Source organism: Aeromonas sp. QDB11 (genome assembly GCF_027705265.1).
Taxonomy (GTDB): Bacteria; Pseudomonadota; Gammaproteobacteria; order Enterobacterales; family Aeromonadaceae; genus Aeromonas; species Aeromonas allosaccharophila.
In genome coordinates this window covers 1-15,179 of the sequence record NZ_JAPDBM010000065.1, presented here as the reverse complement: position 1 = coordinate 15,179, position 15,179 = coordinate 1, and the positions used below count along the sequence as shown (strand labels likewise).

The following is a 15,179-nucleotide window of genomic DNA, read 5'->3' as shown; positions in this document are numbered from 1 at the left end:
TCTCCTTGGCAGGGAGTGGCACACTGCCCTGCACATACTGCGATTCCCGGCGCTCAGCGAGGCTTGCTGAGACGACCGAGGCACACCCGATAACTGGCGACGAGCCTGCCGTCGGGCTGGCGAAACGCCTCATACGCCTGAGCCAGCTGCTGCAATCTGGCGCGACCGCTCAGACCGGCCGAGGCGGTGCCCCCCTGATTGTCGTTGACCTGATTGGCCCCGATCCCCTTGAGATCGCGCAGCAGCTGCGGCAATTCAAGATAGGCGAGATCCCAGGTGACACACCGCAGCTCGGGAGAGGCTACCCCGGCGGCGGCGAGCGCCTGCTCCAATTGTGACAGGCTGAGGAAGCGATTGACATGGGCGCGACCATCAAGCTGCTGCCAAGCAGCTCGCAACTGCCAGAGCGACTCATCGAGCAGAGTCGAGAAAAAGATATGGCCGCCCGGTTTGACCACCCGCAGCAACTCGCCAAAGGCGTGAGCCGGACGCTCGCACCACTGCAACGCCAGACTGGAGAAGACCCAGTCGAACGCGTTATCGGCGAAAGGAAGCTGCTCCGCATCGCCGCAGAGCAGACAGGCACCGCTGCCGCGCTGGGCGGCCTGCGCCAGCATGCCGGGGGCCAGATCCAGCCCCACCAGCTGGTGACAGCGGTTCGCAAGCTGAGGCAAGAAAAAACCGGTGCCGCAGCCCAGATCCAGCCCGCTCACCGTCAGATCAGTGCCAACCGCCCTGTCCGGCATCCATTCCAGCAGCGCCTGACCCACCTCCTGCTGAAAGCGGGCGTGGGCATCGTAATGACGGGCGGCGGCGCCGAAACGGCGAGCAAGCTGCGCCTTGTCCACCGACTGGAAGCGCTCATCCATGGTGAACGCCCTCCAGATTGGCACTGCCCGAACAGGGGCCAAGGGCATCTAGCAAGCGATCCACATCCTGTTCGTGGTGAGCCGCACTCAAGGTAATGCGCAGCCGCGCCGTACCGACCGGCACCGTGGGCGGGCGGATAGCACTCACCCAGACACCGCGATCCCGCAGTCGCTCGGCCAGTTGCAGGGCGGCACTGCTCTCCCCCACCAGCAGCGGCTGGATTGGAGTGTCGCTCGCACCAAGCTGCCAGCCCAGCCCCTGTGCCCCTTGTCGGAAACGGGTGATCAGCTGACCAAGATGGGCACGAGCCTCGTCGGCGGCACGCACCAGTTCGATACTCTGGCTGACTGCGCAAGCCTGCGCGGCGGGCATATGGGTGCTGTAGACATAGTGGCGGGCGAAGTTGACCAGATAATCCACCAGCTCGCGGCTGCCGCCGACAAAGGCGCCAGCGACGCCAAGCGCCTTGCCAAAGGTGCCCATCTGGATGTGCACACTGGCAGGCTGAACCCCCTGCGCCGCCAGCGTGCCGCGCCCCTCTGGCCCCAGCACGCCGAGGCCGTGGGCATCGTCGATCATCAGCCAGTTGCCGCTTTGGGCGGCGAGTGTTGCAAGTGCAGTCCAGGGAGCCTGATCCCCATCCATGCTGAACACCCCTTCCGAAACAATCAGCCCGCGATTCGGCTCAAGCAGCCGCTCAAGGGCCTTCATATCGTTGTGGCCAAAGCGCTTCATCTTGCAGGGGAGCTGGCTGCCCATCTCCTGCAGGGAGGCGTGGTTGAGTTTGTCCTGCCACAACAGATGCTCCTTGCCGAGCAGCGCTTTGAGCACCGCCTGATTGGCCGAAAAACCGCAGTTGAACAGCAGCACCGCCTCCACCCCTAACCACTCGGCAAGCGTCTCTTCCAGCTGTTGGTGGGCGCGGCTGTAACCGGTCACCAGCGGCGAGGCGCCGGAGCCCGTGCCATAACGCTCAATCCCCGCTTTGAAGGCAGCTTTGATGGCGCCGTGATCCGCCAGCCCCAGATACTCGTTGGCGGAGAAATTGAGGTAATCACGCCCGGCCACCTGTAACCGCCCTGCCACGCTGCCTTGCGTCGCGATGCGGCGACGCAGCAGATTGGCCTGCTCGCGCTCGGCCAGCGCCGTGCCCAATGCAAAGGGGCCTGTGACTGCAGGGCCAGTCATGACCGCACGGCCCCTGCACGGGGGCGAGTGGCGTCATAAAACATCTCGGCAGGTTCGCTCTGGCGACTCACCTCGGCCAGCAGCTCCTCTTCTTGGACCTGATCCGGCTTCTGGGCGCGCTGGGCAGGGCGAATGCCGAGCCGCTTGAACAGCTGCATATCGCTGTTTTCGTCCGGGTTCGGCGTGGTCAGCAGCTTGCAGCCGTAGAAGATGGAGTTGGCGCCCGCCATAAAGCACATCGCCTGCATCTGCTCGTTCATCTTCTCCCGCCCGGCAGAGAGGCGCACATGGGAGGCGGGCATCATGATCCGCGCCACGGCGATGGTGCGGATAAATTCGAACGGATCGAGGTTCTCTTCGTTCTCCAGTGGCGTCCCCTTCACCTTGACCAGCATGTTGATGGGCACGCTTTCAGGGTGACGGGGCAAGTTGGCCAGCGCCATCAACAGGCCCGCCCGGTCTTTGGCCTGTTCGCCCATGCCAACGATGCCGCCGGAGCAGACCTTCATGCCAGCGCCGCGCACGTGCTCCAGGGTATCCAGGCGGTCCTGATAGGTGCGGGTGGTGATGATGTCGCCGTAGAACTCCGGCGAGGTGTCGAGGTTGTGGTTGTAGTAATCAAGCCCGGCAGCACCCAGGCGCGCCGCCTGATCCGCAGTCAGCATCCCTAGCGTCATGCAGGTCTCCATCCCCAGCCCGCGCACCTCCTCGACCATGCGCAGGATATAGGGCATGTCCCTCTCTTTGGGGTTGCGCCAGGCGGCCCCCATGCAGAAGCGCGACGAGCCGTTGGCCTTGGCCTCGCGGGCCCGCTCCAGCACCTTTTCCACCTCCATCAGCCGCTCGGTCTCGAGCCCGGTGTGGTAGCGGGCGCTCTGGGGGCAGTATTTGCAATCCTCCGGGCAGGCGCCGGTCTTGATGGAGAGCAGGGTGCTCACCTGCACCTCGTTCGGGTCGAAATGGGCGCGGTGTACGGTCTGAGCCTGGAACAGCAGATCGTTGAATGGCAGGGCAAACAGGGCCTGGACCTCGGCGAGGGTCCAGTCGTGACGAAGGACGTGGCCGCCCAGGGTGAGAGCATTCATACATGGCTTCCAGTTGTTATAAGTGGGATCCTGCGCCGCCATCCTGGGATGAAGGACCGCAAAAGCCGCCATCGGCCGACCTCCTCGCTGTGAGGACTGGCGCCAAGTGGCTGAAATTGTTGGCTAGTGTAGAGAGCGCGCGTAGACTGTCAACACCGACCAGATCAAACAAATTGACAATAGAACAACAAATGACCAATCAAGAATTCGACCTGCACCACGTCTGGCACCCCTATACCTCCCTCACCCATCCCCTGCCCTGCTATGAAGTGGCCAGCGCCAAAGGGGTGACCCTCACCCTCAGCGATGGCCGCGAACTGGTAGATGGCATGAGCTCCTGGTGGGCCTGCGTCCACGGTTATCAGGTGCCGGAACTGGATGCTGCGGCCACCGCCCAGCTCGGCAAGATGTCTCACGTGATGTTCGGCGGCCTGACCCACGCTCCGGCGGTCGAGCTCTGTCGCAAACTGGTGGAGATCACCCCGGCCGGACTGGATCGGGTGTTTCTGGCCGATTCCGGCTCGGTGGCAGTGGAAGTGGCGCTCAAGATGGCCCAGCAGTACTGGCACAGCAAGGGCACGCCCAGAGCCAAGTTCCTCACCCTGCGCGGCGGCTATCACGGCGACACCTTTGGCGCCATGAGCGTCTGTGATCCCGATGGCGGCATGCATGAGCTCTACCAGGGATTCCTGCCAGAGCAGTACTTCGCCCCGGCACCCAGCTGCCGCTTCCACGCCGAGTGGGACGAGCAGTGCGTGGTGGAGCTGGCAACGCTGGTAGCCGATCATCACGAAGAGATCGCCGCCATCGTGCTCGAACCCATCGTGCAGGGGGCTGGCGGTATGCGCTTCTACCACCCCCGCTACCTGCAGTGGGTGCGCGCCCTGTGCGACGAGTTCGGCGTGCTGCTGATTGCCGACGAGATTGCCACCGGCTTTGGCCGCACCGGCCAGCTGTTTGCCTGCGACTGGGCGGGGATCAGCCCCGACATCATGTGTCTAGGCAAGGCGCTCACTGGCGGCTATCTCACCCTCTCGGCGACCCTGACCACCGAGCATGTCGCCCGCACCATCTGCGACGGCAAGGCGGGGGTCTTTATGCACGGCCCCACCTTTATGGGTAATCCGCTCGCCTGCGCGGTGGCCAACGCTTCCATCGATCTGCTGCTCGCCTCGCCGTGGCAGGAGCGGGTGCGCGCCATCGAGCACCAGCTGCGTACCGAGCTGGTGCAGCTGACCCTGCACCCGGCGGTCGCCGATGTGCGGGTACTCGGCGCCATCGGGGTGGTGGAGATGAAAGAGCGGGTGGATGTGGCGCGCATCCAGCGCAAGTTTGTCGAACTGGGCGCCTGGATCCGCCCCTTTGGCAAGCTGGTCTACTTGATGCCCCCCTTCGTCATCACTCCGGAGGAGCTTGGGGTATTGACCGGCGCCATCCGTCAGGCCATCGCCGAGGGCGAGTTTTAAGGCAAGCGACGGGCGGCCATCGCGCCGCCCGTTTGACTACCCGTATTTGAGATATATAGAGGGCAACTTTATCTTCGTCACTGCGGTTTCACTTGCCGTAATGTGAGCAAAACACCAGACCTGAGGCGCCAAGAGGGGTAAACTGCTGCGGTTTTACCATCAAGAAAGACTGCCCATGCGCCTAATGCCGATCAGTTAAGGATCCATTGACCGATCCTCCTGATGTGTAAAAATCCGAAACCTGTTGATTGGTTTCGGATTTTTTATGCGTATCGTACAGGCTCTCGACTTCCTCCACGCCAGCAATGCCGCTCAGTTTGAGTCACTCTCTGACCTCATTCCCTCCGAGCTCATCATGACGCTGCTCGGCGAAGAGGGCGTCGCTACCCTGCGCCGTCGCCGCATGCCCATGGAGCGCCTAGTCTGGGCCATCATCGGCATGGCCATATTCCGCCACGTCCCCATGACCCAGCTGGTCAATCAGCTCGATATCCTGTTGCCCGGTGACCGTCCCTTTGTTGCCCCCAGCGCCTTCCTGCAAGCCCGCCAAAAGCTCGGGGACAAGAGTATCGAACGGCTGTTTCACGAGACCGCCTCGCTCTGGCACCAGCAGGCCAATCACCCCGGCTGGGCCGGGCTGCAACTGCTCGCCGTCGATGGCGTGATGTGGCGTACCCCCGATACCCCGGACAATGCCGCCGCCTTTGCCAAACCCGGCACCCAGCATGGGGAGACTGCCTATCCGCAGGTACGGATGCTCTGCCAGATGGAACTCACCAGCCATCTGCTCACGCAAGCCGTCATGGAAAGCTGCGCCGTCAACGAGATGGTGCTGGCCGAGCAGCTTATCGAACGCACGCCAGACCACTCGCTGACCCTGTTCGACAAGGGGTTCTATTCGCTTGGCTTGCTCCATGCCTGGCAAACCACCGGCTGCGAGCGCCACTGGCTGCTGCCACTCAAAAAGGGCACGCAATACGAGGTGGTGCGCAAGCTGGGGCGTCAGGATGTGTTGGTGCATCTCAATACCAGTCCACAGGCGAGGAAGAAGTGGCCGCAACTACCGGACACGGTGGAAGCCCGCTTGCTGACTCGCACTATCAACGGCAAGGAGCGCCAAGTGCTGACCTCGATGGTAGACCCGATGCGTTTCCCGGGCGCCGACATTGTCGAACTCTACAGCCACCGCTGGGAAATCGAGTTGGGCTATCGGGAGATGAAGCACAGCCTGCAACAACACCGATTGACCCTGCGCAGCAAAAAGGCGGCGGGAATACGGCAAGAGCTATGGGGCGTGCTGTTGGCGTACAACCTGCTGCGCAGCCAGATGGTGAAGATGGCGGCGAGCCTGAAGGGATACACGGCCAGCCAGCTGAGTTTTCACATGGCGTCGGTCTATCTTATCCATGAACTGAGCTGCATGCCGTACCTATCACCGGGTACTATCCCGAAGCGGGTAGCTGACCTGGAGAAACAGGCGGGACAGTTTGTGCTGCCGGAACGAAGGGAGCGAAGTTACCCCCGCTGCGTGAAGCCAAGGCCCCAGAGGTATAGTGTGAAAAAAGCCAATAAAAACAATGCCAGTCAGGCTTAACTGACTGGCATTAGCCCATGCGCCTCTCCATTGCTGCCAAAATCAACTTTTTCCTGCTCTTCATCTTCTCCATGGTACTGGTCTTCTCCGCCGCCTATCAGGCGGTGCGCGAGCGCGATCTCATCCTGACCCTCATCAAGGAGCAGAGCCGCGAGCAGACCGAAGCCTACTTCGACGGCCTCAACATGCTGATGCTGACCGGCAAGATGGATGCCCGCGATACCCTGCGCGGCAAGTTTCTCGATCACGCCCATGTGGAGGATGCCCGCATCGTCCGTGGCGAGGCGGTGAGCAAACAGTACGGTCCGGGCCGGGAGAGCGAACAGAGCAAGGATGAATACGATCAGCTGGCACTGGCCGGTAAAGGGAGTCTGGAAGTAGTTCACGACGGCATGCACAGCCGTCTGGTGGTCACCCGACCGCTGCTGGCCAAGAAGGATTTTCGCGGCACCGACTGCACCAGCTGCCATCTGGTGCCGGAAAACACCGTGCTCGGCGCGGTGCGCTTTGACTACTCCCTCGACTCTTTGTTTACCCGGGTCGAGCAGAACATCCTCACTTCGGCGCTGATCCTCACCGGCATCTTCGGGCTGGGGCTGCTGCTGACCCTCTGGGTCATCCGCACCTGGATCGTACGCCCCCTCAACCAGTTGACCCGCTCCATGGAAGAGGCGACCGACTTGCACGACTTCGGCCACCGGCTGGAGGGGGATGACGGCGACGAAATTGGCCGGGTGGCCGTGGCCTACAACCAGATGCTCGACAGCGTGGAGCGCCAGCTCGGCAAGCGTCCCAAGGCAAGCAGGCAGGAGCAGGATCAACCCCGTTGAGGCGGGCGATTAACCGACGTAATAGAAGAGCAATCCGGCGATCAGCACCAATAGCAGGATCGCCAGATTGACATGCAGGGCATCATCCCGACGGCGGCTGCGCTTGCGTTCCAGCAAAAACACCGCCAGCGTCAGGGCGCAGCAGCCCCAGAGTCCGTGTACCAGCCAGGGGGTCAGCGCCGGATCCCAATAGTCACGCACCTTGATCCCGCCATAGACCAGAAAACCGTAGGCAATCTCGGGGCGGGCATAGTGATAGAGCGAGAGCAGCACGATAAAGCCGCCCCAACAGAGCAGCACCAGCACCCGCAACACCCGTGTCAGCCAATCTGGCCCCTGCCGCCGCTCTTTCACCCACCTCTCCTGCGCCCGTGACACTCTTGTTGAGTGAACCATGCCGAAAACCCCACCAGAGTCCGACATTTTTGCTTGTTTATCAAACCCGCGCGGGTAAGATTGTCGGCTTAGTCTGCCATGGTGGGCCATCTGTGCCCGGGCCAGACTCCCTAGTGTTGCAAATAGCGCTGCAAGAACAAGCTGGAGACAATATTTCGATGACGCACGCATCCGTAGTAGATGTGCTGGCCGGTAAGTATCCGGTCGGCACCACCCAAACTGTAAAAGGGTGGATCCGGACTCGCCGTGATTCCAAGGCGGGGATCTCATTTTTGGCCGTATCCGATGGCTCCTGTTTCCATCCGGTACAAGCAGTTGTCCCCAATACCCTGGCCAATTACGAGAATGAAGTGCTGCGTCTGACCACTGCCTGCTCCGTGGAAGTGACCGGCGTGGTTGCCGCCTCTCAGGGCAGCGGCCAGGCTTTCGAACTGCAAGCGACCGACGTGAAGGTGATCGGCTGGGTCGAAGATCCGGACACCTACCCGATGGCCGCCAAGCGCCACAGCATCGAATACCTGCGTGAACAGGCCCACCTGCGCCCGCGCACCAACATCGTTGGCGCCGTGACCCGCGTTCGTCACTGCCTGGCGCAAGCCATTCACCGCTTCTTCCACGAAGAGGGTTTCCTCTGGGTTGCGACCCCGCTCATCACTGCCTCTGACACCGAAGGTGCCGGCGAGATGTTCCGCGTCTCCACCCTGGACATGGAAAACCTGCCGCGCACCGACGCCGGCAAGGTGGACTACAACGAAGATTTCTTTGGCAAAGAGGCTTTCCTGACCGTATCCGGCCAGCTGAACGCCGAAACCTATGCCTGCGCCCTCTCCAAGGTCTACACCTTCGGCCCGACCTTCCGCGCTGAAAACTCCAACACCAGCCGTCACCTGGCCGAGTTCTGGATGGTTGAGCCGGAAGTGGCCTTCAACGATCTGGCCGCCAACGCCGCGCTGGCCGAAGCCATGCTGAAGTATGTCTTCAACGCCGTGCTGACCGAACGTCGCGACGATCTGGAGTTCTTCGCCCAGCACGTGGACAAGGATGCCATCGACCGTCTGGAGCGTTTCGTCTCCTCCGACTTCGCCCAGATCGACTACACCGATGCCATCGAAGTGCTGAAAAACTGCGGCAAGAAGTTCGAGTTCCCGGTCTCCTGGGGTATCGATCTCTCCTCCGAGCACGAGCGCTATCTGGCCGAGGAGCACTTCAAGTCTCCGGTGGTGGTGAAGAACTACCCGAAAGATATCAAGGCCTTCTACATGCGCCTCAACGACGACGGCAAGACCGTTGCCGCCATGGACGTACTGGCACCGGGTATCGGCGAGATCATCGGTGGTTCCCAGCGTGAAGAGCGTCTGGACGTGCTGGATGCCCGTCTGGCCGAGATGGGTCTGAACAAGGAAGATTACTGGTGGTACCGCGACCTGCGTCGCTACGGTACCGTGCCGCACTCCGGCTTCGGTCTGGGCTTCGAGCGTCTGGTGGTCTACGTGACCGGCATGGGCAACGTCCGTGACGTGATCCCGTTCCCGCGTACACCGCGTACCGCCGAGTTCTGATCAGCGGCATCTTGCCACTGCATTGCAAAAGCCGACCTCTGGGTCGGCTTTTTTATTGTCACCGTTATGGGTGATACTCAGAACCAATCGGCACAAGGAACGGGTCGCCCATGGGATATCGCCTGCTGTTCTCGCTATTGCTGTTCTGCATGCCTGTTTCACTGTGGGCCAAGCCCGTTCGTCTGGCCACTCTGGAGTGGCCCCCCTACACCAGCCAGAGCCTGCCCGATGGTGGCCTCACCGGTCACATCGTCAAGCGCGCCTTTGCCGAGGCGGGACTGGAAGTGGAGTTCGACTTCTACCCCTGGCAACGGGCGGTGCGGCTGGCCGCCGATCCGGCCGAGCCCTACAGCGGCTATTTTCCCGAGTACCTCTCCGACACCCTGCCCACCCTGTGGCGCAGCTCCCCCAGCTTGGGCGACAGCGTGCTGGGCATGGCGCAGCGGGCCGGGGCGCCTATCCTCTGGCAGCAGCTCGAGGATCTCGCCCCCTACCGGATCGGCGTGGTGGAGGGGTACGTCAATACTCGAGAGTTCGATACCCTGATGGTGAACAAGCGCCTGAATACGTTTACCGTCGATGAAGACCTGCTCAATCTGCGCAAACTGCAGCGCAACCGGCTCGATCTGGCGGTCATCGACCGGGATGTCTTTCACTGGCTGATCAATCACGACCGCCAGTTGCAAGTGGCCGGGTTACAGTTTCACCCGCGGATCCTCGAGCACAAGAGCCTGCACATCATGTTTCACCCCGACCAACAGGCACTGCAACAACGGGTGGCGCAGGCCATTGCAAGACTCGATATTGTGCAGCTAAGTGAGGATTATCAACGCCGCTATCTGCAGTCACCGCCCGCCCCCTGACAATCAGACTCACAGAACCCCCAACTTGGCGGAAAATATCGTCCGAACCCGCGCTTTTAGCGCCTATTCTCCGGTGATCCAGACCTTTTCTGACGCCTCTCTTGCAGCCTTTTTTCCCGTCATGACGCCCTCTGTGGCGACCTGGCGGGTGAGTCCAGAGTGATACCATACCCTTGAAGAAGTGATGCTTTTATCAGCACGTGGTTTTTAAGTGGTTTAATCTAAAATTCATCGAGTTATTGAAGTAACTCAATTTTTTCACTTTTGCAGGGGAGCAGAATAGCAACTAACCCTTTTGGGCTAAATAAAACAGACAACGACAATTCATGGTTCAGGCTACCCGCGGCAATATGGGTTGAATCACACGAGGTAACGGAATGATCTTGATGGAATTTTTAGTGGTACTCGGCTGTTTGCTGCTGGGTACCCGCTTTGGGGGCATGGGACTCGGTCTCATCAGTGGTATCGGTCTCTTCCTGCTGACCTTCGTCTTCGGCCTGGTGCCAGGCGAACCGCCGGTGCAGGTGATGCTGACCATTCTGGCGGTGATCGGCTGTGCCGCCACCCTGCAGACTGCCGGTGGCCTCAACCTGATGATGCAAGTGGCCGAGCGTCTGCTGCGCCGTCACCCGCAATACATCACTATCCTGGCGCCGCTGACGACCTGGACCCTCACCTTCCTGTGCGGTACCGGCCACGTGGTCTACACCATGTTCCCCATCATCGCTGACATCGCGCTGCAGAAGAACATCCGTCCCGAGCGCCCGATGGCCGTGGCATCCGTTGCCTCCCAGATGGCGATCTGTGCCTCCCCGGTCTCCGTTGCCGTGGTCTCCATGGTCTCCATTCTGGCTGCCGGTCACGGCATCGGTCAGGCTTACGGCCTGCTCGACATCCTGATGGTCGCCATCCCCTCCTCCCTGACCGGTGTGGTCATGGCGGCCCTGTGGAGCCTGCGTCGCGGCAAGGATCTGGACAAGGACGAAGAGTTCCAGGCCAAGATCAAGGATCCGGAGCAACGCGCCTTCATCTACGGCGGCGGTGAAACTCTGCTCAACACCAAGTTCCCGAAAGAGGCCTACTGGTCTACCTGGATCTTCTTCGCCGCCATCGCTGCCGTGGTATTGCTCGGTGCCAACGAAGGTCTGCGTCCGGTGTTCACCATCAAGGACAAGACCGGCCCGCTCTCCATGAACCTGGTGATCCAGATGATGATGCTGATCGCCGGTGCCATCATCCTGATGCGCTGCAAGGTCAAGCCGGGTGATATCTCCAACGGCGCCGTCTTCAAGGCCGGCATGGTCGCCATCTTCTCCGTGTTCGGGGTTGCATGGATGAGTGAGACCTTCTTCCAGGCCCACATGCCGCTGCTCAAAGAGACCCTGGCCCACGTGGTACAGGCCCAGCCCTGGACCTACGCTCTAGTACTGTTCCTCATCTCCAAGCTGGTAAACAGCCAGGCCGCCGCCCTGACCGCCATCGCCCCCATGGGTCTGGCACTGGGCGTTGAGCCGAAACTGCTGATCGCCTTCTTGCCGGCGAGCTACGGCTACTTCGTGCTGCCGACCTACCCGAGCGATCTGGCCTGTATCGGTTTCGACCGCTCCGGCACCACCCGCATCGGCAAGTTCATCATCAACCACAGCTTCATCATTCCGGGGCTGATCGGGGTGAGCAGCGCCAGTGCCGTGGGTTATCTGCTGACCACCATTTTGCTGTAATCGCAGCGGCGTTTATCACGTCACCGCTCAACGGGCCCCATCGCGGGCCCGTTGCTTTTTTGCGCTCCGATTGATCCATCCGCTTTACCTGCGCCCCCGCCACTGGGTAGCATGCCCCCTCGTTCACCACCGGAATCCCCCCATGTCTCGCGTCATCCTGCTCTGGAGCGGTGGCAAAGATGCCATGCTGGCCCTCTGTCATGCCCGCGCTGCGGGCCATCAGGTGGTGGCACTGGCCACCTTTGCCCCGCCAGCGCCTCGCTTTCTCGCTCATCCCCTGCCGCTGGTGCGCCGTCAGGCGGCGGCCCTCGGGCTGCCCCATCTGCTGGTCACCATCGAAGCGCCATTCGAGCAGAGTTATGAGACGGCGCTAAGCCGCTTGCAGCAGGAGTGGATTCTGGATGGGGTGGTGACCGGCGATATCGACAGCGTGGGGGGCGCACCAAACTGGATCCGCGAACGCTGCCGCCCGCTCGGGCTCACCGTCCATACCCCGCTCTGGCAGCAATCTCGCCAAGCCTTGCTGGCGGATATGCTGGCCCGCGGCATCGTCGCCCACCTATCCTGTGTCGATACCCGGGTGCTGGCCCCCGAGTGGGCCGGACGTATCCTGGATGCCACCACCCTCAGCGAGCTGCAACAACTGGCCGAGCGCGAGGGCTTCGATGCCTGCGGCGAGCAGGGGGAGTACCACACCATGGTGACTGACGGCCCGGGTTTTGCCGCCCCGCTGCACCTCGATGGCTGGCAGGTGGCGCGGCAGGATCATCTGGCCTATCTGGCCGAGCCACAGGGGTAACGGCGCCAAGCCCATCTGGCCCGCTCGCTCAGCGCGCGCAAAATCGAGATAAAAAAACGGGAGGCAACAGCCTCCCGTTTGGATTTGAACGGGCCTGTTTTAAGCGGACCAGTTTTGAGCGGGCCATGACGACCCGAACAAGGGATAAACCGGCTTATTTCGCCAGCTTGCCCAGCACCCGCTGCAGCAGGCGGATGCGCGGTTCGATGCTCTCCAGCAGCAGGAATTCCGCCTCCGAGTGGAAACCGCCCCCCATGGGGCCGAAGCCATCCAGCGACGGCACACCTGCGGCAGCGGTGAAGTTGGCATCCGAGCCGCCACCGGCCTCCAGCCAGTTGAAGGGGATCCCCTCCTCTTTGGCTGCCTCCTCTACCAGCGCCATCAGCGCCTCGGTGTCACCGCTCGGGCGCATCGCCGGCTTGAAGGTCTGGCGATCCACCTCGACCCGGCAGCCCGCGAGGAAGGGGTTGTTGGCCATAAAGGTGAGCCGGTCGTGAACCGCAGCAGCCTCTTCGTTGCTCCAGAAGCGCAGATCGACGATCGCCTCGGCAAAGTCCGGCACCACGTTGACACCGGTGCCGCCCTGTACCACGCCGACGTTCATGGTGGTGCCCGTGGTCATATTGACCTGCTCGTTGATGGCCAGCACCCAATGAGCGAGCTCTGTAATGGCAGAGACCCCTTCGGTCAGCGCCGAACCGGCATGGGAGGCCTTGCCGTGGAAGGTAATGCGGTACTTGGCATTGCCCTTACGAGCACTGATGAGATCCCCGTTGGGGCGCGCCGCTTCGGCCACCAGCACACAGCCACTCTGTTTGGCTCGCTCGACCAGCCAATTCTTCGACCAGGGGGAACCCACCTCCTCGTCGCAGTTGTAGCAGACCAGCACCTTGAGTTTGGCCAGCACCGCCGGGTCCATCCCCTTCAGGGCATACCAAAGGGAGAGCAGGCCGCTCTTCATGTCCGACACGCCGGGGCCAAAGGCTTGATTGCCTTCGATTTTCAGCGGGCGCTTGGCCGCCGTTCCCTCGGGGAAGACGGTATCCATGTGGCCGCACAGCATCACGTCGTAGTGATCGGCACCGGGCGCATTGGTGATCTCGAGGCAGGGGCCGCACTCGGCGGCGAACTGGTGGCGGGTCACCTGCCAGCCGATAGCCTCATATTTCTCGGTCATGATATCGGCCACCCGAGCCACCCCGGCCGGGGTGCGGGTGCCGCAATCGAGATTGATCAGCGGGGCCAAGTCGGCCAGATAGCTCTCGAGGGAAAACGGGCTCTTTACAACTGTCATTATCTTCTCCATGCAACAATCAGCGTTGATGGCCGATCGTCAATTGCAACAATGCGACACAGTGAGAAAAAGGCGGGCAGCCATGCCACCCGCCCGACCGCTAAATTCCAAACACCACTACATAACTCATATCACTACATGAACAGCAGATAGTTGAGGGTCAGCGCCGTCACCAGCGCCCCCGCCATCGGCACGCTGGTGCGCTTGACCACGGTAAAGGGCGACACCTTGGCAATCCCCGCACAGGCGATCAGCACCGCCGCGATGGGGGAGATGGTGCGGCCAATGCTGGAGGCGAGCTGCATCGGCAGCAACATGGTCACCGCCGGCACGCCAAACTTGGCCGCCACCGCCGGTGCCAGGGTCGAGAAGCTCAAGAACGCCGCATTGCCGGAGCCCATGATGACTGCCGCCACCATGATCAGCGCCACCATCACCAGCGTCATCAGACCGCTGCCGATACCGGCGTTGCTGGCTGAGTGCAGCAGGGTATCGATGGCACCGATGGCTTTCAGGGATTCGGCAAACAGCTCGGCACAGACGATGAGTGCCACCACAGGGCCAAACACCTTGCCCATGCCGTCGAGGAAGCTGGATAGCCCGGCAAAGGCGGTGCGTACCGAGCGGCTGCGCAGCAGCTCACACAGCATGCCGATAAAGACCGACAGCAGCATGGCCACCTCCACGCTCATCTTGATATCGCTCACCAGCAGCTTGGAGAAGGTCATCATCAACACGAAGGGGATGACGGGCAGCAGGGCATACCAGGTGGGCGCCTGCACGCTCTCGGCACCCTGTTCGTCCAGCTCTGCGTGATCGCCGCGATGCTGGGCGGGATCCCAGCCATCCTTGCGGTCACAGTGACGCTGCCAGAAGAAGTGCAGCACCATGGTCACCAGCAGCATGGGAGCCACCAGCCAGATCTGGTAGTCGACGAAATAGCTGGTCGGATCCATGCCGGATTGACCGGCGGAGAAGATGGCGTTGGTCTGGGTCGGGCCAATCTCGAACGCCTGTGAGGTGGCGATGACGCCACAGGCGGAGGCAGGGCTGATGCCGAGGTTGCGCATCACCGGATACATGGTGACCATCAACAGCAGACCAAGGCCGGTGGCAGAGGTAACGAACAGGGAGACAAATACCGCCACCAGATAACAGATGGAGAGCATCAGGTAGCTGGACTGGATGCCAGCCACCGGTTTGACTGCCACCCGCACCAGCGCCTGGGAGGCTCCGATGTGGGACATGTAGGTGGCAAAGCCTGCGACTGCCATGATGGTGAGACCGAGCCCCGCCGCGCGATAGGAGAAGATCCCCTTGAACACTTCGAACAGGTCGAACAGGGCGAAGCCGGTGCTCTTGTCAGCGGGGAGAATGGGGTGCAGCCCCAGCCAGTAGGCCACCGCAAAAATGGCCATGCCCGCCAGCGCCAGCACCGCGGCGTTTTTCAAGATAGTTGTCGCGCAAAGCTGTTTTAAGCAGCCTCTTTCTGCTCCGGCTCGGGTTTCTCGGGC

Annotated in this window: 13 protein-coding genes; 7 read left to right on the top strand and 6 right to left on the bottom strand. The window is 61.7% G+C overall.

Features of this window, described 5'->3' with window-relative positions; translation table 11 throughout:
• Nucleotides 1-53: 53 nt before the first annotated feature.
• From bioC to bioB, 3 genes are read right to left on the bottom strand one after another with little or no spacing between them, the layout of a single operon-like run.
• On the bottom strand, nucleotides 54-869 hold the full coding sequence (gene bioC, locus OKC40_RS18175) for a malonyl-ACP O-methyltransferase BioC (RefSeq protein WP_270796417.1): 816 nt from the start codon (nucleotides 867-869) through the stop codon (nucleotides 54-56).
• Nucleotides 862-2,058 (bottom strand): 8-amino-7-oxononanoate synthase, encoded by a 1,197-nt coding sequence (gene bioF / locus OKC40_RS18170; RefSeq protein ID WP_270796416.1) that lies wholly within the window; start codon nucleotides 2,056-2,058, stop codon nucleotides 862-864. Before bioF ends, bioC begins: the two co-directional genes overlap by 8 nt.
• A complete protein-coding gene (bioB, locus tag OKC40_RS18165) occupies nucleotides 2,055-3,143 on the bottom strand; it encodes a biotin synthase BioB (RefSeq protein WP_270796413.1) in 1,089 nt (362 codons plus the stop codon). Before bioB ends, bioF begins: the two co-directional genes overlap by 4 nt.
• Nucleotides 3,144-3,334: 191 nt before the next feature.
• Here bioB and bioA point away from each other — a divergent pair, with 191 nt between their 5' ends.
• The 3 genes from bioA to OKC40_RS18150 all read left to right on the top strand — a co-directional run bounded on the left by bioA (nucleotide 3,335) and on the right by OKC40_RS18150 (nucleotide 7,033).
• Complete coding sequence (bioA, locus tag OKC40_RS18160; RefSeq protein ID WP_270796411.1) at nucleotides 3,335-4,609, top strand: adenosylmethionine--8-amino-7-oxononanoate transaminase; 1,275 nt, start codon at nucleotides 3,335-3,337, stop codon at nucleotides 4,607-4,609.
• Nucleotides 4,610-4,874: 265 nt separating this feature from the next.
• Nucleotides 4,875-6,203, top strand: a complete 1,329-nt coding sequence (locus OKC40_RS18155) for an IS4 family transposase (protein ID WP_270796410.1) — start codon at nucleotides 4,875-4,877, stop codon at nucleotides 6,201-6,203.
• A gap of 17 nt (nucleotides 6,204-6,220) precedes the next feature.
• Nucleotides 6,221-7,033: a HAMP domain-containing protein gene (locus OKC40_RS18150; RefSeq protein WP_270796408.1), complete on the top strand. Its 813-nt coding sequence runs from the start codon at nucleotides 6,221-6,223 to the stop codon at nucleotides 7,031-7,033.
• A gap of 9 nt (nucleotides 7,034-7,042) precedes the next feature.
• Here the strand turns inward: OKC40_RS18150 and OKC40_RS18145 are convergent, their stop codons facing one another.
• Nucleotides 7,043-7,387, bottom strand: coding sequence for a hypothetical protein (locus tag OKC40_RS18145; RefSeq protein ID WP_042062540.1), 345 nt, complete (start codon nucleotides 7,385-7,387; stop codon nucleotides 7,043-7,045).
• Between the two features lie 200 nt (nucleotides 7,388-7,587).
• On the opposite strand from OKC40_RS18145, the gene asnS reads away from it, so the two are divergent.
• The 4 genes from asnS (at nucleotide 7,588) to OKC40_RS18125 (ending at nucleotide 12,371) form a co-directional block, all read left to right on the top strand.
• Complete coding sequence (asnS, locus tag OKC40_RS18140) at nucleotides 7,588-8,988, top strand: asparagine--tRNA ligase (RefSeq protein ID WP_075114525.1); 1,401 nt, start codon at nucleotides 7,588-7,590, stop codon at nucleotides 8,986-8,988.
• Nucleotides 8,989-9,098: 110 nt separating this feature from the next.
• Nucleotides 9,099-9,851: a substrate-binding periplasmic protein gene (locus tag OKC40_RS18135; protein ID WP_270796405.1), complete on the top strand. Its 753-nt coding sequence runs from the start codon at nucleotides 9,099-9,101 to the stop codon at nucleotides 9,849-9,851.
• 377 nt (nucleotides 9,852-10,228) lie between these two features.
• A complete protein-coding gene (locus tag OKC40_RS18130) occupies nucleotides 10,229-11,572 on the top strand; it encodes an anaerobic C4-dicarboxylate transporter (RefSeq protein ID WP_042062536.1) in 1,344 nt (447 codons plus the stop codon).
• Between the two features lie 142 nt (nucleotides 11,573-11,714).
• Nucleotides 11,715-12,371, top strand: a complete 657-nt coding sequence (locus OKC40_RS18125; RefSeq protein WP_270796403.1) for an adenine nucleotide alpha hydrolase — start codon at nucleotides 11,715-11,717, stop codon at nucleotides 12,369-12,371.
• A 154-nt stretch (nucleotides 12,372-12,525) separates the two neighbouring features.
• Here the strand turns inward: OKC40_RS18125 and OKC40_RS18120 are convergent, their stop codons facing one another.
• Both OKC40_RS18120 and dcuC read right to left on the bottom strand, forming a co-directional pair.
• Entirely contained in the window at nucleotides 12,526-13,665 is a 1,140-nt protein-coding gene (locus OKC40_RS18120) for a M20 family metallopeptidase (protein ID WP_139709093.1), read from the bottom strand.
• Nucleotides 13,666-13,799: 134 nt separating this feature from the next.
• Nucleotides 13,800-15,116, bottom strand: coding sequence for a C4-dicarboxylate transporter DcuC (gene dcuC / locus OKC40_RS18115; RefSeq protein WP_333563275.1), 1,317 nt, complete (start codon nucleotides 15,114-15,116; stop codon nucleotides 13,800-13,802).
• Nucleotides 15,117-15,179 lie beyond the last annotated feature (63 nt).